The 22,669-nt window shown below is 41.7% G+C and carries 21 protein-coding genes; 10 read left to right on the plus strand and 11 right to left on the minus strand.

From position 1 onward, the window contains the following. Positions 1-5: 5 nt before the first annotated feature. From BLS59_RS23660 to BLS59_RS23695, 8 genes are all read right to left on the minus strand, one after another. Positions 6-677 (minus strand): conjugal transfer protein TraI, encoded by a 672-nt coding sequence (locus BLS59_RS23660; RefSeq protein WP_091153255.1) that lies wholly within the window; start codon positions 675-677, stop codon positions 6-8. A gap of 19 nt (positions 678-696) precedes the next feature. Next, the gene (locus BLS59_RS23665) at positions 697-3,165 is read right to left on the minus strand and encodes a TraG family conjugative transposon ATPase (protein ID WP_091153256.1); all 2,469 of its coding nucleotides are present in this window, start codon (positions 3,163-3,165) and stop codon (positions 697-699) included. A 27-nt stretch (positions 3,166-3,192) separates the two neighbouring features. Beyond that, positions 3,193-3,879 carry a hypothetical protein gene (locus BLS59_RS23670; protein ID WP_091153257.1) on the minus strand — a complete coding sequence of 229 codons (687 nt, stop codon included), beginning with the start codon at positions 3,877-3,879 and terminating at the stop codon, positions 3,193-3,195. Positions 3,880-3,957: 78 nt separating this feature from the next. Then, entirely contained in the window at positions 3,958-4,818 is an 861-nt protein-coding gene (locus tag BLS59_RS23675) for a hypothetical protein (RefSeq protein WP_143014228.1), read from the minus strand. Positions 4,819-4,829: 11 nt separating this feature from the next. Further along, positions 4,830-5,657, minus strand: a complete 828-nt coding sequence (locus tag BLS59_RS23680) for a hypothetical protein (RefSeq protein WP_091153261.1) — start codon at positions 5,655-5,657, stop codon at positions 4,830-4,832. Positions 5,658-5,737: 80 nt separating this feature from the next. Then, positions 5,738-6,067: a DUF4133 domain-containing protein gene (locus BLS59_RS23685; RefSeq protein ID WP_091153263.1), complete on the minus strand. Its 330-nt coding sequence runs from the start codon at positions 6,065-6,067 to the stop codon at positions 5,738-5,740. Positions 6,068-6,087: 20 nt separating this feature from the next. Continuing rightward, the gene (locus BLS59_RS23690) at positions 6,088-6,357 is read right to left on the minus strand and encodes a DUF4134 domain-containing protein (RefSeq protein ID WP_240315326.1); all 270 of its coding nucleotides are present in this window, start codon (positions 6,355-6,357) and stop codon (positions 6,088-6,090) included. A gap of 275 nt (positions 6,358-6,632) precedes the next feature. Beyond that, the gene (locus tag BLS59_RS23695; protein WP_091153267.1) at positions 6,633-7,109 is read right to left on the minus strand and encodes a hypothetical protein; all 477 of its coding nucleotides are present in this window, start codon (positions 7,107-7,109) and stop codon (positions 6,633-6,635) included. A gap of 257 nt (positions 7,110-7,366) precedes the next feature. On the opposite strand from BLS59_RS23695, the gene BLS59_RS23700 reads away from it, so the two are divergent. The 3 genes from BLS59_RS23700 (at position 7,367) to BLS59_RS23710 (ending at position 11,926) form a co-directional block, all read left to right on the plus strand. Next, the gene (locus BLS59_RS23700) at positions 7,367-7,858 is read left to right on the plus strand and encodes a hypothetical protein (RefSeq protein WP_091153271.1); all 492 of its coding nucleotides are present in this window, start codon (positions 7,367-7,369) and stop codon (positions 7,856-7,858) included. 11 nt (positions 7,859-7,869) lie between these two features. Then, entirely contained in the window at positions 7,870-9,342 is a 1,473-nt protein-coding gene (locus tag BLS59_RS23705) for an esterase/lipase family protein (RefSeq protein WP_091153273.1), read from the plus strand. Positions 9,343-10,495: 1,153 nt separating this feature from the next. Further along, complete coding sequence (locus BLS59_RS23710) at positions 10,496-11,926, plus strand: tyrosine-type recombinase/integrase (protein WP_091153277.1); 1,431 nt, start codon at positions 10,496-10,498, stop codon at positions 11,924-11,926. A 36-nt stretch (positions 11,927-11,962) separates the two neighbouring features. Here BLS59_RS23710 and BLS59_RS23715 read toward each other — a convergent pair whose 3' ends face one another. Beyond that, complete coding sequence (locus BLS59_RS23715) at positions 11,963-12,886, minus strand: sensor histidine kinase (protein WP_143014229.1); 924 nt, start codon at positions 12,884-12,886, stop codon at positions 11,963-11,965. Positions 12,887-13,337: 451 nt separating this feature from the next. Between BLS59_RS23715 and BLS59_RS23720 the strand changes: the two genes are divergently transcribed. Further along, complete coding sequence (locus BLS59_RS23720) at positions 13,338-13,586, plus strand: hypothetical protein (RefSeq protein ID WP_091153285.1); 249 nt, start codon at positions 13,338-13,340, stop codon at positions 13,584-13,586. A 41-nt stretch (positions 13,587-13,627) separates the two neighbouring features. Here BLS59_RS23720 and BLS59_RS23725 read toward each other — a convergent pair whose 3' ends face one another. Continuing rightward, positions 13,628-16,117 carry an alpha/beta hydrolase family protein gene (locus BLS59_RS23725; protein WP_091153289.1) on the minus strand — a complete coding sequence of 830 codons (2,490 nt, stop codon included), beginning with the start codon at positions 16,115-16,117 and terminating at the stop codon, positions 13,628-13,630. Positions 16,118-16,229: 112 nt separating this feature from the next. After that, a complete protein-coding gene (locus BLS59_RS23730; RefSeq protein ID WP_162842764.1) occupies positions 16,230-16,991 on the minus strand; it encodes a PorT family protein in 762 nt (253 codons plus the stop codon). Positions 16,992-17,343: 352 nt separating this feature from the next. Here BLS59_RS23730 and BLS59_RS23735 point away from each other — a divergent pair, with 352 nt between their 5' ends. From BLS59_RS23735 to BLS59_RS23760, 6 genes are all read left to right on the plus strand, one after another. Further along, positions 17,344-17,580: a hypothetical protein gene (locus tag BLS59_RS23735; protein ID WP_091153296.1), complete on the plus strand. Its 237-nt coding sequence runs from the start codon at positions 17,344-17,346 to the stop codon at positions 17,578-17,580. Positions 17,581-17,767: 187 nt separating this feature from the next. Then, positions 17,768-18,160, plus strand: coding sequence for a plasmid mobilization protein (locus tag BLS59_RS23740; protein ID WP_091153300.1), 393 nt, complete (start codon positions 17,768-17,770; stop codon positions 18,158-18,160). Next, positions 18,145-19,428, plus strand: a complete 1,284-nt coding sequence (locus BLS59_RS23745) for a relaxase/mobilization nuclease domain-containing protein (RefSeq protein ID WP_091153305.1) — start codon at positions 18,145-18,147, stop codon at positions 19,426-19,428. Before BLS59_RS23740 ends, BLS59_RS23745 begins: the two co-directional genes overlap by 16 nt. Before the next feature lie 96 nt (positions 19,429-19,524). Further along, complete coding sequence (locus tag BLS59_RS23750) at positions 19,525-20,709, plus strand: hypothetical protein (protein ID WP_091153308.1); 1,185 nt, start codon at positions 19,525-19,527, stop codon at positions 20,707-20,709. 71 nt (positions 20,710-20,780) lie between these two features. Further along, positions 20,781-21,386, plus strand: coding sequence for an RNA polymerase sigma factor (locus tag BLS59_RS23755; RefSeq protein ID WP_091153311.1), 606 nt, complete (start codon positions 20,781-20,783; stop codon positions 21,384-21,386). Positions 21,387-21,527: 141 nt separating this feature from the next. Then, entirely contained in the window at positions 21,528-22,631 is a 1,104-nt protein-coding gene (locus BLS59_RS23760) for a FecR family protein (protein ID WP_091153314.1), read from the plus strand. Positions 22,632-22,669 lie beyond the last annotated feature (38 nt).

Raw genomic sequence — 22,669 nt, forward strand, 5'->3', positions numbered from 1 at the left:
TCTTTTTATGTTGGTAATCCGTAGATACTTCTGATCAGCGCAGCATCTTGTTCACCCTGTGCGCGTTTCAAGCTTTCCCGGCCGTTTGAATTTTTAAAACGGATGAGGTCTTTATAATTTCGGTCAACTTTTTCGGCCGTGGCGTTAATGATTTCCAGCCTTTTGGCATCCGACATTTCAGTACCGAAAGCCTGGACCACCATAGAGAGATCTTCCACATTTTTGATCGTTTGCTGCATGATCCGGCTGTAGACTATACCGATATATTCGATTTCCTGCGCCGTAAAATGGCGGTCATTCCGGACGAGGCTGGTCGCCCGTTCATATTCCCGGATCAGTGCCGTTTCTTTTGCTGTAATTTCTTTAATGCGGTAATAAAAACTGATTACCGTTTTGACCTTATGCAACTCTTCATAATATTTCTGATACTGTTCTTTCTGTCTTTTAGACCATTCGGTGATCTCGTCCAGATTACCTTTAGCCATAATATTTTCGAGTGTTTTCTGGGCGTTCTGCAGCCAGATCACTTTGTTCTGCTGCCGCTGGACCTGCAGGTCAGCTGCTTTCAGCGCCTTTTTGATAGCGGCGGTCACCACGAACCAGAATGCGTGGCTACGCTGCACCGGTCCGACGACCAGCAGCACCGTCATAGAAATAACCAGGATAAACTTCTTCATCGTTTTAAATTCTAACAGGTTATTGTGCGGTCCGCATATCGTTGGCCAGCGCGGCCATACCCTTGCGGATGTCGCCGCCGAACCGTGCCGCATAATCCATAACTTTTACTTTTTCACTTTGCTCGGTAGTGTAAGCGAGATATTCTTCCAGCGAAACCTCGGTCCGGTAAACCTTGGAAGAGATGCCTCCCAGACTGATAAATACTTCCTTGTATTTCAGCTTCGGATCGTTCGCCTTGTTAACCGATAGCACCAGCGCCTTTTCTTTGGCAGTCAGGCCCAGCAGTTCCTGAATCGCGTCGAATTTATTCTGGTATTTGCTCTGATCAAGCAGGATCTTGCAATCGGAATTATTGATAATAGCCTGCTTGACAATTGGCGAGCTGATGATATCTTCCACCTCCTGGGTAACCACAATGGCTTCGCCAAAGAACTTCCGGACAGTCTTGAACAGATATTTGATATACTCGGCAAATCCTTCTTTCATCAGCGCTTTCCAGGCTTCTTCGATCAGAATCATTTTGCGCACCCCTTTCAGTTTGCGCATTTTATTGATAAAAACCTCCATGATAATGATCGTGACGGTTGGAAAAAGGATCGGGTGGTCCTTAATATTATCCAGTTCAAAAACAATAAAGCGTTCCTGCAGAAGATTTAAATTTTCGGTCGCATTCAGCAGGTAATCAAACTCCCCGCCTTTATAATAAGGGCGTAGCACATAAAGGAAATTATTAACGTCAAAGTCCTTCTCTTTTACATTGTCGCTGGTCAGCACTTTAGTAAAATCATCACGCAGGAACTCATAGAAAGTATTGAAAGAAGGGAAGAGGGACGAGTCCTTTTCCAGTTTTTCGTAATAAAGCTGGATAGCGTTGGAAAGCGCCACATATTCACTGCGCTTGAAAGCTTCATCATCTTTTTTCCAGAGTGCCGTCAGGAGTGTTTTAATACTTTCCTTTTTCTCGGTGTCCAGATTATCCCCCTCACCGATGAAAAAAGGATTGAACCGGATCGGATTTTTCTCTTCGTAGGTGAAATAGTAGCCGTTAACCATGTCACACAAACCTTTATAGCTATGACCTACATCTACCAGAACAACGTGTGTACCCTGCTCGTAATAGGAGCGAACCATATGATTGGTAAAAAATGACTTACCCGAGCCTGAAGGCCCGAGGATAAATTTGTTTCTGTTAGTAGTAATTCCTTTTAAGATGGGTTCATCGGAGATATCTACATGTACCGGTTTCCCGGTGAGGCGATCACCTAAGCGGATACCGGTTGGACTTAATGAAGTCCGGTAGCTGGTTTCCAGGTTCAGAAAACAGGAAGCCTGTGCAGCAAAAGTGTCAAAAGCATCGTTCACCGGAAAATCGGCCGCATTGCCCGGCATTCCGGCCCAAAAGATCTGTGCGGCACCGGCAGTTTCCTGTTTTGCGACTGCATCCATCTGGGCCAGGGCCGAGCTCACCTGGTTTTTCAGATCCTTGAGTTCTTCTGTTTGATCCGTCCAGACCATTATGTTAAAATGGGCCTTAACCGGCTGCCGCTGTTCGCCAATGGCTTCATTCAAAAAATCATTAGTAGCATCACGGGAGATCATGTTTTCGCGACTGTAGGCCGAAAGTGATTGCAGCCTCAGCCGCTTGCTTTCCAGTTCCTTAATCGTCTTCTGCGCGTCATCTATAAAGATATACTGATTATAAATATGGTTACAAGGCAGCAGCTGACCGAGTGTACTGGCAAACCCGATACTAAATTTGGTGCGGTCGGTACTGTATTTGTCGTAATTTATCCGGCTGCCACACAGCGCAGGCAGATCTTCCGCATCGCCGAGCGTATAAAGCTGGGCATGCTGGTCCCCGATCTGCATACCGTTATCGAAAGTGATGTCCTTAATTAATAAGCTGTCGTCCTTTTCACTTAGAAAACAGTAGCGTTCAATGAGTCCGGCCTTTTTTGCAGTGCTAAGCAGATCTGCATTCTTCATGCGGGCCATCTTCACGAAACCACTGTCCTGCAGGATTTGCCGGAACTGTCCGCAGGAATCTTTAAAATCCTGAAACAGAACCGGATTGATGGTCTGCTCCGGCACGATAGAACCTCTGAGGAGACTGGAAAACATGCTGTTAGCCTCGCGCGGATCATGCGGCTTTTTGGTGAGAAAAATATAGCAGCTATGATCCAGAAAAGGTCGCTCGTTAAAAAAGCGGTCGCTGCTCCGCGACAGGAAGCTCACATCCGGGTTATTAAAGTCAGGTTTAAAGCCCGACCGGATAAACCAGTCCTGCTTGTGCAGGACGCTATGTTTTGGTAATACCTTGATGGCCTTGCCCCAGGCCTGGTGAAAAGTTTCGTAGTCCTCGTTACTAAGCGTAAAGATCTCTGGTAACTCCACTTTATAAGCCAGGGTAATGTCTCCGCGGCGGGACAGAATACAATCATGTTCCACACCCATTACCGGTAATATTTTCTCTAACCACTTTTCCATCTGCACTGATTATCGGTTTATTGTTTTTTAATTTTCTATACGTTCGCTATAAATAGCCATGGGTAGCGGATGATCGATCAGCCGGAATACCGGCGACTCATCCAGCAGCTTGCTGCTGCGATAAGGGTCGATGATCCCCAATCCAGGTAGCCGTATTTTTACATGGCGGCCTGCCACTTTCCAGTTTGTGACTGCCGACTGTTCCGTGATATACCAGGTGATCAGTACATCTAGACTCTTGCCGTCCGCCTTCAGATTGTCAAGACCAAACTGCCGTGACGGCATCTCCACCAGCTGGGCCTGTGCTTTTTTGATGATGATTTTAAATACATCTTTTTCAAGGTACAGCAGCGGTGGAATGCCGCTAATCTGTTTTTTTATATCCTCACCTGCCAGCCGAAAGCCAAGATGTTCCGTTTTTGCCCGGGCATTAACTTCCTTTACAAAACCCTCACGCTCCGCACCGTCGAAACAGTGCACCTCACGGGGAATACGGATCAGTACGCCCTTTGCAAAATCTTTCAGCTGACGGCCTTTAGAAACCTGTATTCTCCGGTCTTCATCAAAGAGTAGTTCATGGAAACCATTCCACTGGTTCAGGTCACTGAACAAAATCTTATTGTCCGGATATTCCAGGTCAATAAATGCCTGCATTTCATAATTAATATAAAATGGAAGGCGCTGAAATAATATGATATCCGGAATGTCCATCATCAGTTCGTATTACGGTTTATGATTTGCGCTAATATGTCTGCTGAAAGGCAAGCGGAGCCCTGCTTACGGCTAAGGTTGCTATAACCGCTTTCCTTTCGACTTCACCCTTCTATCACTTTTTTGTCTGCTGTTTTTTTCGGCGAATTCTTTTCGCTCATTGTTCTGTTTTTGCAGCACCAGGCCTCGTTCATAATAGGTTGTCTGGAACGCTTTTATTTCTTCTGACGTCAATTGATTTAAAGGCGTTACGTATGCCTTAAGAATTGGTACGATTGGAAACTCAGCTAATAACCGGGTTGGTGATCCGCCGATCCTTTTTCCGCAGCCGATAGGATCCAGAGCGGGCAGGTATGGAAACTGCACCATCAGGATCTGGCCTGTGTTATACAAACCAAGCAAGGCCGGCTCGATCACCTTCAAATCTTGCTGATTCATTAACACCTGGTATTGCTTATTAATGGCCGGAACATTATCCAGGTCTATGTCATGATAGAGCCTGTTTCCGGATAAAAGCTTAACAGACTCACCATCAGGTTTAAACCGAATTCCATTAATTATCAATTCGCCTTTATGACCAGCAAGGAAATCTTGTATTAATGGCGTATCCAGCAAGGTATACAGGTTCTCGCTGTAACTTCGCTGATTATGTTTGACGGCGTATTCCTCATGTTTGGCAAGCAGCGGAAGCAATGCCTCAAAAGGGACTTGAAATCGTTTAAATCTTTCGCTGGCCACTCCTGATAAGGGAGGCTCCGATAATTTACCTGTAGCTTTATCTATCCAGCCGACATATCCGTCGTTTTCCTTTTGCAGGTGCCACCGTCCGAACTGATATTTCTGGTCTGTAGAAACAAATGTTTTGTTTTTAACATGATAGTCAAAGCCGAATCCATAGAGATACATCCGGATTTGTCGCCCGTGATTTTCCATTATCGTCATCTTACTGGTTATTAATGTTTGCCTTTTTTTATTGAGGTTTTTTGTACCGGAGGTTTTGAGCACAGAAACTTCTGCGGACCGACTAGTTTGCCCTGCATTTCCTGTTCGATCTGGTTACGTCGGACCATTTCCGGGAGCCGCGTTGCTTGCAGACCCTCGACTTTTGCAGCCAACGGTCCGGTATTAAGCCTTTCTTTTAGATATACTGTTAACTTCTGATCTTTCATTTGCGCATACGCCACCGGATTGAGCGCCTTATCCTGCGGTAATGTGACAAGTACCATATGCGGAGGCAGGCAAGTTATCCGCCAGTCGGGAAAAACCTGTTTGTTTAGTTGAAGGTCGAAATATAGCTGACGTTCCCCGGTTTCTGGGATTGCTGTGCATTTATCGAAATAAATGATGTTTTTCCGGTCATTCCGGTGTATCAGCATACCTTGGCGAAGGAAAACCTTGTAAGGGTTTCCACCAACATCAATTTCAGGCTCAGCGCCCTGCACCAGAGCCGCCAATGATCCGGTTATCACTTCTGAATTCCAGTCGTTCTCCTGACTTCTCCGGTTGATCATAGCCAGTTGCCATGCCTGAACTGCAGGCCCATCAATAAAGCGGGAATCTATCTTAAACAAGCCGATTTTTTCGTCTTTTTTGTCGTGTCCTGAAAACGTTTCCAGCTCAGAGTCATACCAGCTGTAATAGTACTCTTCCGGTGAATAATGCAGCTGACTGAAAAGGACGTTGCTGCCTGTTCTTTCAAGACTGACCAGCATGGCATTGCGGTGATCAAATTTATAGGCATTGCCGAAAATCAGCGCCACATCACTTGTTTTTTCCATCATCTGAATATTAATCCCAATTGTTAATTTGCTTATCAAAAGCGGCAGTTCGGGATATTACTCCCTTTGTTTTTCCGATTATGTCACTCGGCATCTTGATTTCCGGTATAAAAAACTGATCTGCTTTTTGATTTGAGTAATTTCGGCACACTACGGCGAGCCATTTCTTTCATGAGACCATGTTCACCATACTTATTACTTAGCTGGTACACCTTTAATACCATCACGCCGCCAAGTGGCAGAATCAGTACTACACAGATATACTGGTTAACTCCGATGATGGCCAGGCCTGCAAAAAGCAGGAGAAGACCCATAACACCGCCGGCCAGATACCAGATATACTGTGCTTTGAGACCTTTGAATTCAATACTTTTATTAATGCCTTTATTGATGGCATATACACTGTTACCCATGTCGATATGAATATTGAGCCTTATTTGAAACCGAAAAATGCTTTAATGATAGTGGTCACGACAACCAGAAAAATACAGCTGCCAAACCAGCTGGCGGCAACTTTGGACGTATCCGGTTCTCCGGCATTCCATTTCTGGTATACCTTGATCGCCCCTATTAAGGCTACTACACCCCCGATACCATACATCAGGCTCGTACCCGTTTTGAAGTACTCACGTACTTTTGAGTCGGCATCTTTAATACCGGCGTTACCATCCTGCGCAAAAGCTGCTGCGCTCTCCATCAGCATGACCAAAACTATCGCCCAGATTTTGCTGCTTTTTCTTTTCATCGTTCTGCACTTTTCCATATTTATTGTTTTAAAAATTTAAGACAAAAGGTTCCCTTACCCGCCGCCTTACAGGGCAGCGGGGGACAAGGAACAGACACCATCGCAGTCCGTCAAATCGTCTTCACTTTGCTATCCAGCAGGGAAGGATGGTGGCATTTTTTAAATTTCTTTTGATAAACCGGTCTGCCGTCCCCGCCGATCATGGCGGCGGGGTACGGTAACCGGCGACTGCACTACATCACCCACAATTCTTCCACTTCTTCTTCATTGGGTGCAGTTAAACCGTTTTCGGTACATTCATATATGATGAGTTCATTAAGGGCAGTTCGGTAACTCGTATGCACGAGGTCGGGATAGCCGGAGATGATTTTTTTTAGCTCTTCATTCAGCTGACCTTTAACCAGGTTTTCTTTGGATGCCAGCGTGATCCGCTCTTTAAATGCCGCGACCAATTTTTCAATTCTGTCAAACAACGCATCGGATTTTTCTGCATAATTCACTGATTCTTCAGTTGAGTCCTCAGGCAGTTCGTCGAGCTCTTCTTCCGGCTCTTCCGAAAACTTTTCATCTTCTGCGAGCACGGCTGGTTTTCTGCGGGGTTTGAAGTCTTTTATATCGCCGGCATATTTGATGGCAAGGAAACCATAATATACTATTAATACGATGATGAGTGCCCCTGCTAACTCTCCCCAGCTGATGTCCTGTAACATAATCTTTTCGTTTTAGTGATTCAACTTTCAAACCCTGGCTTCAGGCCTTCAGGTCCGTTTGATTTATGATACAAAGTAAAGGCTGTGGGAAATGCTGGTAAAGTACAGGAAAAGTTGTACCCCGGTTGTTCGTTTAGTAACGCACTGATAAACAGCGAGAAAAAATATCAAATAAAAATTAATTTATATTTTTAGTGTGGATTTGCCGGAATTATAAGCGTAAATTGAGTGCTCAATCATTAACCTTATCTTTTCGCATGGAAACACCAGTGCCCGATATTAAAAAGGTAAACGACACGCTGGAAGGCGTCAGAATCCTTACGGCTGATCCGCTTATTTTAAAAGCCATCGATGACTGTCAGCAGTTGCTTGGCACCCCGCCGCCCGAAGAAAAACTATGGCGCTCCTCGTTATATCAGAAAACATTTCTCTGGATCGTAATCAGTCTGCTGATCGGATCTGTCTTATTCATTTATCACGGCGTCAACTTTTCAACAGCAAAAGAAGGCAAGCCTGCCAGCTATGACACCTGGGATATGATTATTTACGGTATCTGGATCATCGGGCCACCCTGCTTTTTCCTGATCGAGTATACTTACATTTTCGGCGCTGATGATAAAAACAGGATGAACAGTGCACAGCGCGACGATATCAAATACTGCCAGGATCTGGGCGCCAAGATCTGGGCAGCAGTTGCCGTATTCCTGAGCATTTTACTGACGATCAAATACGGTTCACCATTCAAATAATAAAAAGTGTTATGAGCAAACCATCGAGAGTACTGATCATCCATGGCTGGAGCGACTGCTCGGCCTCGTTTCAGGATATGAAAAATTACCTGATCCGGCAAAATGTTGGACAGGTCGAAACCATCTATTACGCCGATTATGAATCCCGTGAAGATAATATCACTTATGAAGATGTGATCGAAGGACTGAATAATGAACTGATCCTGAAAAAGCTGATTTACAATAACGGAAAATCGGATTATGACCTGAAAATTGTGGTGCATTCAACCGGCGGGCTGGTGGTACGGCACTGGTTATGGCGATACTACGGTAAAACCGGGAGGATAGGCGATTGCCCGGTGACTAACCTGGTCATGCTGGCCCCGGCAAATTTTGGCTCGCCGCTGGCGCAGATGGGCAAATCTTTCCTGGGTGGTCTGGTAAAAGGACGCTGGAAGGTAGGTGATATGCTGGAAACGGGAAAGATCATGCTGGACGGACTGGAGCTCGGCAGCTCTTATCAGTGGACACTGGCTCATAATGACCTCCTTGGAGAAAACAAATATTTTATGCCGGACCATATCCGTACGGTGGTGATGGTTGGGGATACAGATTATAAAGGCATCAGGGGCTGGCTGAATAAACCAGGTACGGACGGTACGGTTGTGATTGCCGGTACCAATCTGAATTCGGCGAAACTTTGCCTGCAGTTTACCCAGCCGGATAACCTTTCGGACAGTACTCCCGGGCACCAGTGGGTAACTACCAAACCGGTCAGTGATATTGCCTTTGGTGTATTGCGCGGACTGGACCATGGTTCGATCATCACCCAGTCATCTGCTGACTCGGAGAATGCCTCAGCTATCAGCAATCTGCTGGTGCGGGCACTGCAGATGGAAGACGAAAGCGGATTCAGAACACTGCAGTCAGACCTGACGAAATTTACTGATGACGCCTACGCTAAATCCATCAGTCCGAAATTCCAGCAGTTCCTGGTCCATGCGGTGGATTATCAGGACCGGTCTGCGATGGACTTTACCCTGGATTTTTCGGTGTACCTGAAAAGCAGGGCTTATGGAATTGTGGTGAACGAGTTACCCCAGACAGACAACGAGGAGGCGAACGATCAGACGACCGCGGAATATGAATACAGCCGCAGGATAAATGAGATCGTCAACGGAGAAGCACACACCTTTTCCAGAGATTCCAGTTACCGCAGGTTACTGGTAAACACCACAGACCTCGAAAACCTGACCGCAGAAATCAGCGAGGATCCCGATATGGCTGCAGGTTTTGGCATTTTCATGAAAGTATATGTCCCTGCCGTTGACAAGGAAATCGGTTATTACACGAAAAACCTGCAGAACATTCTGATCTATGATTCTGCAAATACAAGTACGGAAACACCCTCATTTTTTTTCCCGAATACCACCACATTGATGGAAATCCAGGTTGACCGGGTGAATGGTTATGTCACCGTGGGTACCGTGCCGCAAACACATTAATAATCCACGGTTCGGTTCCCCCTATCTCCCGGGATTATGTTATTTATTAGCTTCTAAAAAGAAAAAAACAATAATTCCCTCTAATCAATTTCTGTAAGAACGCTCAAAAATCATTAGTTTAAATCGTGCTTATCGTCTACCCGTCAGCTATTGCTGAAGACGAAATCTTTCTACTGCGAATTGAACAGCAATAACATCTTATTAACTTCTGTTTATTCCATTTAGCTTAATTTAAGGACTGGAAAGATTTCCAACCTTGATTTATTAACGCAAATTCTCCTTATTTAAGGAGATTGACTGATTGGTTTTCGTTAGGGCCGGAGCCGTGAAAGGCGGCTATGGCCCTAATAACTTTCATAAACATCTTATTAACGTTTTCATATTAATCTATCATCTACCTTTGATCCGGTGCGAAACTATATGATTTAGTTTCGTCACATTTTCAACGGGAAAATAATGACGGCCGCTTTTTAGCGGCTATCATTTGATCCTTTTGGTTGTTAAGATAGTCATGTGAAGGTTACTGTTACGATTAATAATAGAAGGTGTAATTCGGGGACATAGTTTTCAGCGCAGGGTAACCTGTAGCCCCCCAAACCCGGGGGGCTACCCTTTTTCTGTCAAAGGTATTTCATCTTGTTGTGGATAATTATCATGAGTAATTATCACTGGTATAGAACCGGCCCGCCTTTTTTGGCGGACTGCTCATTATTTTAGTCTGTAAAAAGGTGTTTTTTACCATATCTTAACTTGATAAGATTAACAGTTAGGATTGTTATTATAAATAAAGTTGAAATAGCTATAGGGCTGCGTTTTAATGCGGCCCTTTTTATGTAAAAAAAACATATATGACCCGTTAACATTTTTCTGAACGGCCAGACATTAACTTTATAAAATCAGGTCAGGAAATGGCCGGAAAATACCGGAAGGAAAAAGAGAATTTAACTCTGGTATTTCTGACCCGCACCAGCAGCGCCTTTCAGGCAACAATTCCCCTTCTGTCATTGAACTAAGATAAGGAAGGATGAATTGAACAATATCTTTAATATCAAAGTTATTGCGCCGGAAAGGCAAAGCAGGGAAGGGGTTTCAACCGTGTTAAAAGCGTTGAAAAAGCTATTTCCGACCGCCTAACCTTTAAATCTGGCCGGAAATGGGACGGAATACAAGAACAAAAAAAGACATTATAGCGGATGTTCACACCGCTGCACCCATCAGATCAAAACGAAATGCAAAAGGCGAGGTCAGCATTATCAATGATAATGGAATGATTCGTTTAAGGTGGTCTTATAAACGGGAAAGGTTTTCCTACAATACCGGCTTCCGGTTTGACGATGAGAAAAACCAGTATCACGCTTACCTGAAAGCGGCTGCAATCAAGCTCGAAATCTTAGACGGCTGTTTCGACAGAACCAAGTATAAGGCAGATACAGTGGAATATTGTCCGCTAAACATAATTAACGCAAAAGAGGTTGTTAAAAGCGCTGAAATAACACCCGTCGCAATTGATACTACAATATCATTTAACCACGCCTTAACGGCTTGTAACGCATCCGCAAACGAAGAATTAAATCTCCCGGCTTCGGACAGTAAATTTTTCCAGTATATAGAAACATTGTTTGCTAATTATAGTTGTAAAGAAGTTATCCCGCCGGGTAAATCTGCTATCCTTGAAAAATTTGACCAGTGGTCAACGGCAATCAGGCACAAGGACATTACCAGAGACAACAGATACAAAAGTCTCCGAAGTAAATTATTCACATGGCACTATACCTCTGTGAGTGATTTACCGGCATTGCTCGACACTGAAAACCTGAGTTTTGGAACGTATAATGAATACTTAGGCCTCTACCGTAAATTTTTCGAATGGATAACTGATACAAAACTCATTGCTTACAACCCATTTAAACATGTGATGAAACGAATCGATCCGGGATTACCTGATCCGATAGAACGCAGCGCCTTAACACCTGACGTAATAACAGCCATACTCAAAGCATTTAAAAATAACACATTCGGAAAGTATCACCACCGTTATTATGATTTCCTGTATTTCATTTATGCAACGGCGGCAAGAAACGCTGAAGCTATTGGCCTAAAAAGGAAATATGTAGACCTCGAAAATCGAACGATAACTATCGCCGAATGTTTTGCCCGGTCAATTCATGGTACGCATCATAATGCAAGGGTGTGGAAAAAGACAAAGACCCAGAATATCAGGAAACTAAAAATGTCTGAAGGGTTATATCAGGTATTACTTCCTTTATGCCAAGGCAAGGCCGGCGATGATTTGATTTTTACGAGTGTTAACAAAAATTGTGTTGATGATGCGCTATTATTAAGAACGGCATTCAGAACGGTTTTAGCCGGCTTGGGAATTGATTACCGTGTTCTTTATACTGCAAGAAAAAGTTTAGCGACAGAGGCCCTCAGACAGGGTATGAATGTAAATAGCATAGCCTACATTCTTGGGCACTCCACTCTAAAAACGGCATTTGCATTTTATATTGAAAAACAAGAAGCGCTGGAAACATTACCTAATATAATTCAGATGGAAGAAGTAGAAGAAATCTATAATTATTAAGAAAACTAAACTAAAACAGGCGCAAATGCGCCTGTTTTAGTTTTCAGACCAATTTACGGTGAAATCATCTGTTCGACGTTCAAGCGGTAGCGTGAGTATTAAACGGGACTTTTTTCCCTCGCAGATTATACCAGCTTTTCCGTTGAGGAACTTCGCAAGTGACCTCGCAGTAGACAACCCAAAGTTATCTCCATTTATTTTGTCAAAATCTTTTAGCTGATACTCAAACATGCTTTCCGGGTTTTCAGGCAACAATTGGTTTGATGTAAAGCTCACTTCAAATTGAATATCATATAATACCCGTTCGACCAGCAATTTTATATCACTTCCCGGATTAGCAAATCTTACTGCACCGAGAATTAAATTAAATACAATCTGATTGATTCTTACTAGATCACCTTCAAATTTTCCGACGTTTTGATGTACTTCAGTAATCAAATTTATTTTCCTGCTGTGGATATAACAGCAGGTTAAAATTTTCATTTCCGTTATCCATGATGCAGAATCAATAGGCATTATATTTTTCTTAGCCTTTTGGCGGGTCAAATACCAGTCAAACACCTGTGGGTTATCCAATATAGCGAGTGCCTGATCTGTGATTAAATCTAATGATTTAGCGATTATCCCGGGTTGTTTTTCGTCAATGCCTTCACTTGATAAGTGCCGTCTGAGTTGTGCAATAGAACTCAAATTAGCCCGCAGTTCCTGCCGGAACATATTGATCGCCATTGATGTGAATATTTTGATCTGACCAAAGTAACGTTCATTGCTCTTTGCGCTTGCTTTATAAGTAAAAATATAACTGTTTAAAACCAGCAGCAAAAGCGCAAGGGTAGCGGCAATTTTCAGATGTTGCTCCAACAGTATAATCATCAGATATAAAACGATGAGGCTGGCAACACACAGAAGGCTATAATTTTTAAGAAAGTACTTTATACGCCTGAAAAACTTGGCGATCATTGAGGGGCGGCTGTTAACGGGCATTATGATAGAATGTTGTGAATAATACCCTGTAAGTTAGTGTATCGCGATTTTAGTTTCGTTAATGATTTGTTAATGACGTAAGATATTTATTTAATTTATAGATAACTATACGCCTGTCAGATAGGATTTTGAGAAAAATAATTAGAGCAAAAAATCGAAAAATATTATGACTGCGGTGCAGATTCCTGCTACTGCCAGTAGCTTTATAACAGCAAAGGAAATACAGCGACACACAGATATAGTTACGATTACAATTATCAAGGAACCCAGCCAACCGGCCATTCTCAAAACCTAAACATTTTCAGTTACCTAAAAATCCATTCTGAAGAAGATCAGCAATATAACAGCTTCAAAAAAGAAAAAAAAGGGGGAAGCTGAAAACCCATGAAAAGAGTAAGCAACAATTAATCATTCAAAACTTTGTATTATGACTATTCCAACAAAAGCAAGAGCAATCCTTTTTGGTATCGCTATTCTCGGCATTACTGGCGGTGTAATGGCTTCCAAGGCAAAGCGAGGCGCTAGAATCTTTACAGCAGCAAACAGCACTGCCCCATGTACAAATCTGACTAATGGATTTACAATTACAAAAGATGCTAGTGCGCCGTTGAGTTATGCCAGTATCAGTTCTACTACTGTTGCTTGTCCACTTGTTTCTGTGACGGACCAACCGTAAATAAATAAGCCGAGAATAAGTATTCTCGGCTTATTTATTATTTATTTCCAATCAAAAATTTGTTTTTCACCTTTTAGGAAGAAGGTGAAAAAATTTTCAATATTCAAAGTTCTGTCTTTCACATTTTCCGGTTTACTAACACTATGGTTTTCCCCTGAATACTCAATTAACCAAACTTTCTTTTTGTAGCGTCTTAGCGCTGTGAAGAATTCAGCTCCTTGATTAAAAGGAACGATTATATCCCCTCGGTTGTTTAATAATAAAATTGGAGTTACAACTTTTTCTGCATTTAAAACAGATGAATTATCAATGAAACCTTCTTTGTCTTCCCAAAGTGTTTTACCCATTCGATAGGTTCCCATATCAAAAAGAAACTGATAATTCTTATAGCCGTAATTACCTATAAAATCGGAAGCGCCAGCGGAAGAAACAGCTGCGGCAAATAAATTAGAATGAGAGACAATATAATCAGTCTCAAATCCCCCAAAGCTATGGCCCATGATTCCTACTCTTTTGCTATCAACATAGTTTTTACTAGAAAGCTCTTTATAAGCACCCGAAATATAGTTCAAAGCGCTCGCCCCGGGTTTACCTACTGTATAATGAATATCAGGAGTAAAGACGAGAAACCCTTGAGACACAAACCATGGAATATTAATATTATCTCCCGATCCTTCGGGTTGGTAATAAACATTTTTCCGATGGCTCAGTTTTTCATAATAATGGATGATAACCGGATACCTTTTTAAACTATCAAAATCTTCTGGCTTATACAAAACCCCGTCACTTTGTTTACCATCAGCCGATTTGAATTTCACTAATTCAGCTGTTATCCAGTTATATTGCTTTTCGGGATAGACATTACTTACCTCACTGAATTTTACAAAATCCTTTGTTATAAAATAATTCTGTGATGAGGTAGCGCTCTCCCTTCGAACTAAAAATATAGATTTATCGATTGCCTTTAATGGCGTGAATTGAGGTAAATCCACAGAGCCGGGAAAATTGTAAAAATATGACCCTGAGCTTAACCTTTTAAGCCGTTTATTAATCAGCGAATAAAAGCCATTATCTTTAGTATTCCAGTCAAAAGACGTAAGATAAAAGCCATTATTTAGCCTAGCCGTTTTTAAATCAGCACTAATCAATCTGAAAGATACATTAGATTTACGACCCTGAAAGTTAGTCAGGCATTCCGGTTTTTCTAAACCTGTCAAATCCAGCTTCCATATATCATACCTGTCATACACTAGAATTTTATTTTTCGGCAACCACGCTCCTAAGCTCAAACCACGGGATAAATTGCCTGGCAAATCGTAATCATTATCAACCAAAGGAATAGGAAGGTTTTTAGTAAGATTAGTGGATTCTCCGGTAATTAAATTAATAGTAACGAGGTTTTGAGCCGTACTGTCGTAACCAAGTGCATATTTACCTGTAGGAGATATTGTCGTAACAATAAAAGCGACTTCTGTTTTTTTGTTAGTGGTTAAGTTGAAGAGAGAATAATAACTGTGTGCGTCCTCATTCCAATTCCTTTCCGAGATATTTCCTTTGTTGTAGTTAATTAGCAATATACTGTCGTTCAGGAATCGAACAGTTTCATTTTCATGCTGAAGCTGAATAACTTTTCTTTCACCGATTGACAAAGACGAAATAGAACTTTTAAGCGGTTCATTTTTTTGCAGATCATAAGGCGGTCTTACATCTTTATAACTCCAGATTCTCACCCTTTGATTATCGCCCTTTGGGGTTTTCTGAGTTTCTTTCAGGGATATTATAATTCGTTTGCCATCTTCACTGAATCGGTCTATTCCTGCAATACTTAAAGCCGTATCAATACCGGTTGTATGATTATCGGCGATTTCAACTGTACCCGTGGCTTTGCTGTAATAATAAATAGACTTACTGCCATTGAGTTCACAGGTAAATGCAAATTGCATTCCCTGTTTGTCGCTAATCAGATTTTCAAATTCACCAGCGTAGATAACGGAAACTGTAGTGTCTGAAAAGGATGATTTATACAAGCCAGTTTTTCTTTTTAGAAGCAAAGAGTTTTCACCTGCCATGAGATAAGATAGCACCCCATTAAATTCGGTTTGTTTTCCGGTTGAAGTACTAACTAACAACAATCGGTTTTCAGGTCGTAAACAGGCTAATAATGCATCTTTCCGGGTTTTATATAATGTATAACTCGAAATGTTTTTTATTACTTTCTCCGTCTTTTTATCGAGAGCGATTATAACAAGACTATCGCTTTTCTGATAAACGATAGTGTTACCCCGTATTATTTTATAATTTTTTGCATGCGGGATTTGCTTTTCCCATCTCCCGTTAGTAGCCTTTAACATTAATGTCTCACTACCTTTTGGCTGATTATCTATCATATAGATAACGTAACTTCCATCGTCGGTAAGTGCGGGTTGTCCTACGGTGGGCCAGTTATTCCAAGTTGCTGTATCAAGCACAGGTTTTTGCGCAAAACAGATAATGCTGTTCAGGCACAGGAAAAAAGTAAATAAGGATTTCATTTTTGAGTTAAGTTAGCAAACAACACTGCGGACATATCGCAGTTGTCTACAACATAACAGGTGCGGAAACTAAAAAGAGTAGTCGAAGAAAAAATATACCGACCTGAATACGTCAATGATTTATATAATCCGAGCTAATATCATAGCGTTCTTTTGATTTTTTTGAAGGAAAGAGATATCTACAACCAATTTGCAAATTACTGTGATAAAATTCCAACTGGTTCTTTGTATCCCCATCCATCTCCGGAACCTTTGATTTCCACACAGAATTGAGACCATAAAAGTATCTCAGGACAAAGCACAAGTGTGTTGCTATTTCCGCATCAAAACCGGCTAATCCGGTAAAAGCAAAGGAGCGGTAAAATACCCGCGCTTCGGGCCAATTCGTTGAGGTACGATCTGAGTACCTTTTGGCGGCAAGCAGCCAGTCTGTTTTTAACCCGCAGTAGAAGCCAATTTGATTCCACCTGTTAAATACAGGAAGCAACGTAATTCCTGCGTAATGTAAATCGTCCTGAATATAACTCCCCGATCCTCTGAAAGATGTATAATCAGTAAAAGTGTAGGTTATTTCACAACTTAATGCGAAATCTTCTTTTACTTGCCGGTTAATCGTCAGACCTGCCATTGAGGCCATTTCGGGCGCAAATGCCATGTCATAATTACCCCCTTTATCGGACTTCAACGGGATTGATGTATAGGCAAAAGGGCCGGCTGAATTGGTTTTAAGAATTTGCGCATTCCCGTAAAAATACAGGATTAAAAAGACAATGGTATAATAACATTTCATATTCGAAGACGGAACAGGATTTAAGTCCGTTTTCGCAAGGTAGCTTGAATTGTATAATTCAGAGGTTAAAACTATGTTAATCACCAAAGTAAACCATACAAAAGGGCCATCTTAAAAAAGATCTCAAAATATTAAGTAAAACAGAGTACCAAAAGAGGGTTAGCGCGTTTTATATATATCACCTGCTTATTAACACTTAGGCTTTAACAATATTTGGCGTAACGATAGTTAGATAAGAGATTGATACAGTCTTTAACAGTAAGGAACCATAGATGTGATTTATGCCATGGGTTACCGCCTGCGATAACCGGCAAGGTGTCTAAATGTATCACTTTTGCGGCCTCTCCTGAGTCGGGGCCGCTTGTTTAGAGAATAATTAACACACCATGTTATCTTTCGCAGTTCACCGCAACGATATTTAATAAATAAAAATGAGATGAGAAATTTAAATCATGACTTAGTATTCAGGCTGACACTGGAAGAATTCTGTGGCGTCATTGACGACGGGGAGAGGAGAGAATTAATGAAACTCGTTAGAGCGGATCATCGCCTCCTTTTAATTCACCTGGATATATGCACAAAACTTGAAGTCCCTGATGGAATGGCCGATATGGATATTGATGAAAAATTGCGGGGCTATCAATTACGGGATATGATCGAATGCCGGAGGTAATTGAGATTAAAAAAGAGCAATTAATTCGTGGAATCAATTTTAAAATTGAACGCTAAAGTATGAAATACGCGAATAGTGGCGTTTCCCCTATCTCCCGAACCCGACCCTGATAAGGCGGGGTACAACTTTATTGTACTTTACCGGCATTGTTGCTTCTTTTTTATTTGCATGCAACTAAATGCAAATCATGAAAGATGTAAAAGATATCCGCTCCAGATGGTTACACATCCGGATCTCTGAAAATGAGCTGGAATTGCTGGAAAAACAATTTGCAAAAACCGCCGGATACAAAAGGACTGCTTACTGCCGGAAAATGCTGCTTGCGCAACCATTGATTGGTAAAACCCGGGACCTTTCGTTTGAAAAGCTCGTTGAAGAATTTTCTGTTCTCATCAGGGAATTGCATGGTATCGCCGCAAATTTCAATCAGGCAGTTCACAAGCTGCATATCCTGGACAGAATTCAGCAATACCAGGAATGGGTATTGAAGTATGAAATGGATAAGCGCAAACTTTTAAAAGACGTTGAGGCTATTCGGAAATATATTAATGAAACGTCAGCGTTATGGTTGCAGTCATAAAATCAGGAATTTCTATACGCAGGGCCTATCATTACAATGAAAATAAAGTAAAGGATAGTGTGGCGACCTGTATTGCTGCAACGAATTACCCTATGGATCTGGAACAAATGAAGGAGGGACACCGCATCAATATGTTACTGAAGATGGCAGAAAGGCGTCCGAGTGTCGAACATAATAGTATACACATCTCGCTTAATTTTACACCAGGTGAGCAATTCAGTGATGATCAGCTGAAAAAAATCACTCAAGAGTATATGAATGGCATTGGTTTCGGCAACCAACCCTTCCTGATATACAGGCATTTCGATGCCGGCCACCCCCATGTACACATTGTAACAACCAAGATAAGGCAGGATGGAACAGTCATAGAGACCGATCACATTGGCCGTAAGCTTTCCAAACCAACAACCAACCTTCTGGAGGTTAAGTATAACCTTGTCAAATCCGGCAATCGCAAGCGAAAAGTATTTAAGCCAGAAGGAGTGACAGGCAAAGTAAATTACGGTAAAACAGAATCCCGCCGTGCTATGGGCAATGTATTGGATTTCGTTTTGGAAAATTATAAATACACAAGCTTGCCACAACTTAATGCAGTGCTCAATTTGTACAACATACACGCGGACCGCGGTTCACCCAAGTCAAATGCCTGGAAACATGGCGGGCTCGTATACCGGATATTAAATGCCAAAGGTAAATCTGTTGGCGTAGCGGTAAAGGCCAGCCGTTTTTACCAGAAACCAACGCTGAAATATCTTGAGGCGAAATTTATAAAGAATTCGGCTGGCCGGGAAAAGCACAAGGAATCACTGGCAACAAAGGTAAAATTAGCGATGGTTGCTAGGACGCAGATCAACATCACAGAACTAAAGGAAGAACTCAAAAAAACAGGTATCGACATGGTTTTGGCCACGGGAAAGCATCAGGTTGTTTTTGGGGTGACTTTTATTGATCATAAAAACAAGCAGGTCTTCAAAGGCAGCGAACTCGGGAAAGAGTTTACTGCCAATGCGCTGCAAAACCGAAAACAAAATAGAGGGCAAACCAATTCAACAAGGCTCCGGCCCATCGGAGAAACCGAAAAAATACATTTTCAAGATTTTAGTCGTTCAAACGAATGCACAAGTAATTCCGGGAATTTATTTTCCGATTTCGACAATAGCCTGGGCCGTATTTTACTGCAGTATGAATACACGGCAGGTTCACTTCCGCCAGCACTTAGGCGACGCCTGAAGAAAAAAGCCCGGAAACGATTGGGAAGAACGTTGTGATCACCGGGGACAAGACAGGCTTATAATCCAACAAAATCAGGAAAATAGAGTTATGTATAATCACCTGTTCAGAAACAAACGATAAACCTATTAAATATGAATAAGCAAAATTTTGAATGGTTTGAAGGAATGATTGACCAGGTCTTAAAGCCGTCTGGTAAGTATGCAGAATTTGGTTTGGCTAATCTTTCCGAATTGGTTAAATGGACAAAACCTGAATGCCAAAAGATTGAAGATTACCTTAAAAATGACCTGCTCAATTCCGTTGACGGTGATCGAAGATCTATTGTTACTAATTACTGCAATCTGATTACCGGATTCATCAATAAAATTTATAATAATACGAATGCTGCACAAGGGGTAAATGAGCAGCTTACTAAGGTAAATGAAGCAATATTATTTAATCTTTCGTCACTTTACACCAGTGTAAGCAATGAGTATTCAGAAATTTTAGGAGGCAGTCAACAGGTTCCGCAAAACACAATTGACGATTTTGTGACACAGAATTATTCGAGGCTCGATGAAATCCGCATTCTGGCCAGTAAACTGAATGAGCAGGACCGGGCGCTTTTTGACGTAGTTATTAATGTATTGACAGAATTCTTTGTTAAGGCTGCTGCCGCAATTCCCGTCACTGTAAAACAGCTAAGTTTTATTGTACATATTATTGAATTGTTTGGTAATCATCATAACAGTGACGCTGAAAGCAACTCTGGAGAATCGGCATATGAATTATATCTTAAAGTAAATATTAATGATCAACATGGCATATCAGTACTGAAGTCGGTCACCGACATTCAGCTGTTGCAAATAAATCTGGAGGAAAATCCGTCGTTGCTCCTTAGAAATCTGATTAAGACATATAATGGTATGATTACTGATAATCAGTACGCATTTGATGATTTCAATAGGTCGTTAAAATCCTGGCTGCTGGAATACCTTAGCAATGAACTCGATTATGCAGACCATAAGTTCAAAGCTGAAAAAACAGTTGGTCACTGGAACGATACAACTCTTAAAGGCTCGTTAGCGAAAGTATTATGTCATCTTTCTACTGACCAGCTTTCATTGATAATCAGAGCTGCCGATGATAGCCATGTGATTAGCGGGAAGTCTCTGAATATGATCTTTAAAACAATTGTGCCATTTCTTTCTACTGAAAAAAAAGAAAATATTTCATGGGAGAGCATGCGGGTGAAATCTTATACCGGTGAAGACCGGGATAAAGAAATTGCCATTTCCGCGCTTGAGAAAATGATTCAGCATATCCGCGAATATTAGCATGTATTCCATTGTCATAATAAATTTGATATGTATAAACGATTGAGTATTTTTGGCTTGCTCAAATTCAGATGACAACCAATTATCAAATACTCTCGGATTCAGAGCTGGTAGACAAACTCAACCAGCAGGATAACCGTGCATTTGAAGAGGTTTATAACCGGTATTGGCTGCCGCTTTATAATCACGCCAGACGTATGCTGAAAGACGAGGACGAGGCAGCCGACGTCGTTCAGGAAATCTTTTCAGCTGTTCTTGAAAAAATGGGCAGTCTGACTTTCCACACAACATTAGCAGCTTATCTCTTCCAGGCGACCCGCTTCCGTATTATTAATCTTTTTCACCGGGAACAGGTTAAGATTAAATATGTACAGTCACTTAAAGCTTACATCAACAAACATAGCGCTCCTGCGGATGAAGTATACAGGGAAAAAGAAATGGCTGAACTTATCGAGCATGAAATCGCCGCGCTGCCGCCCAGAATGCGTGAAGTTTTTGAACTGAGCAGAAAAGCGTACCTGACCAATAAGGAAATTGCTGAAATTACTAGTATATCGGAAGCAACAGTAAAAAAACACCTGGCCGTTGCCCTGAAAAGGCTTCGCGCAAAACTAACTTCTGCTTTACTTTTAAACTTCATGGCGGCCATACTTTGGCTGCACCGGCTGTTTTCCTGAATCGCATCCGTGCACTTTCGAAACCGTTTGATTTCGGTAAATTACTTTTATAAGATATTGCTGTAAATTATTTTTTGCAGCACTACTCCTTTGGTATTAACAACCTGTTAGCTAATTAATAAGTAAATATTAATTGTTGATATGAACGACCAGGAAGCAGATGATCTATTAGCCCGTTACCTCAATGATGATGTCTCAGAAGACGAAAAGGCAGTCGTTAATGAATGGTATCACAAGCTCGCTGCTGGCGAGGAGCTTCCCGACCCAAGACAGGACTTTAATCAGGTAAAATCTGTGGTGTGGAATAAGATTCAAAGAAAAAGAATAATTCCATTTTACCGCTACGCCGCAGCGGCGGTACTATTGATCTTTTTCGGAATCGGTGGCTACAACTATTATATAAATAAAAGTGCCAATCCTGTCAAAACAAATATTGTCCAGGACATTCTGCCAGGCGGTAATAAAGCCATTTTAACGCTGGCAAATGGCAAAAAAATCATTTTAAATAACCGCAAGAATGGCTTGATTACCCATGAAAAACAAACTGCCATTAACAAAACTAATGACGGTCACCTTGTCTATACTGCCCCCGTCAAAAAAGATGCATCAGTCATTTTTAATACAATTACGACGCCAAGAGGTGGTAAATACGAACTGACTTTATCCGACGGAAGCGAGGTAACGCTGGACGCAGCCTCGTCGATCAAATATCCGGTAAACTTTACCGGAAAGGAACGACTCGTTGAAATTACCGGGCAGGCGTATTTTGAAGTCGCTCATGATAAAACAAAACCGTTTAAAGTAAAAGCCGGAGAACAAACTGTTGAGGTCCTTGGAACACATTTCAATATCAATTCCTATGGGGATGAACCAGCCATTATTACGACCCTGCTTCAGGGAAGTATAAAAATCAGCATAAAAAAAGACGATATAGTTCTTACACCAGGAAAACAGGCTTTAGTAAATTACAGGGATAAGATAATCCGCGTGCAAAATGCAGATACTGAAGCCGCTATAGCCTGGAAAGAAGGACATTTCCATTTCAACAAAGCAGGCATACCTGATGTAATGCGTCAGTTATCTCGCTGGTACGATGTAGATATTGAATATCAGGGTGATATACCCAAACGGTCATTCAGCGGTAACATCAACCGAAACACAAAGGCATCAGTTGCACTTCAAATCTTAACGGCTTCAAGAGTAAACTTCAAAATTAGCGGCAGGAAAATTATTGTCACGCCATAGAAAACCGAATCAAATTATATTAAACCTCTAAATCAATT

The sequence above is a fragment of the Mucilaginibacter pineti genome (assembly GCF_900101875.1).
Classification (GTDB): Bacteria; Bacteroidota; Bacteroidia; order Sphingobacteriales; family Sphingobacteriaceae; genus Mucilaginibacter; species Mucilaginibacter pineti.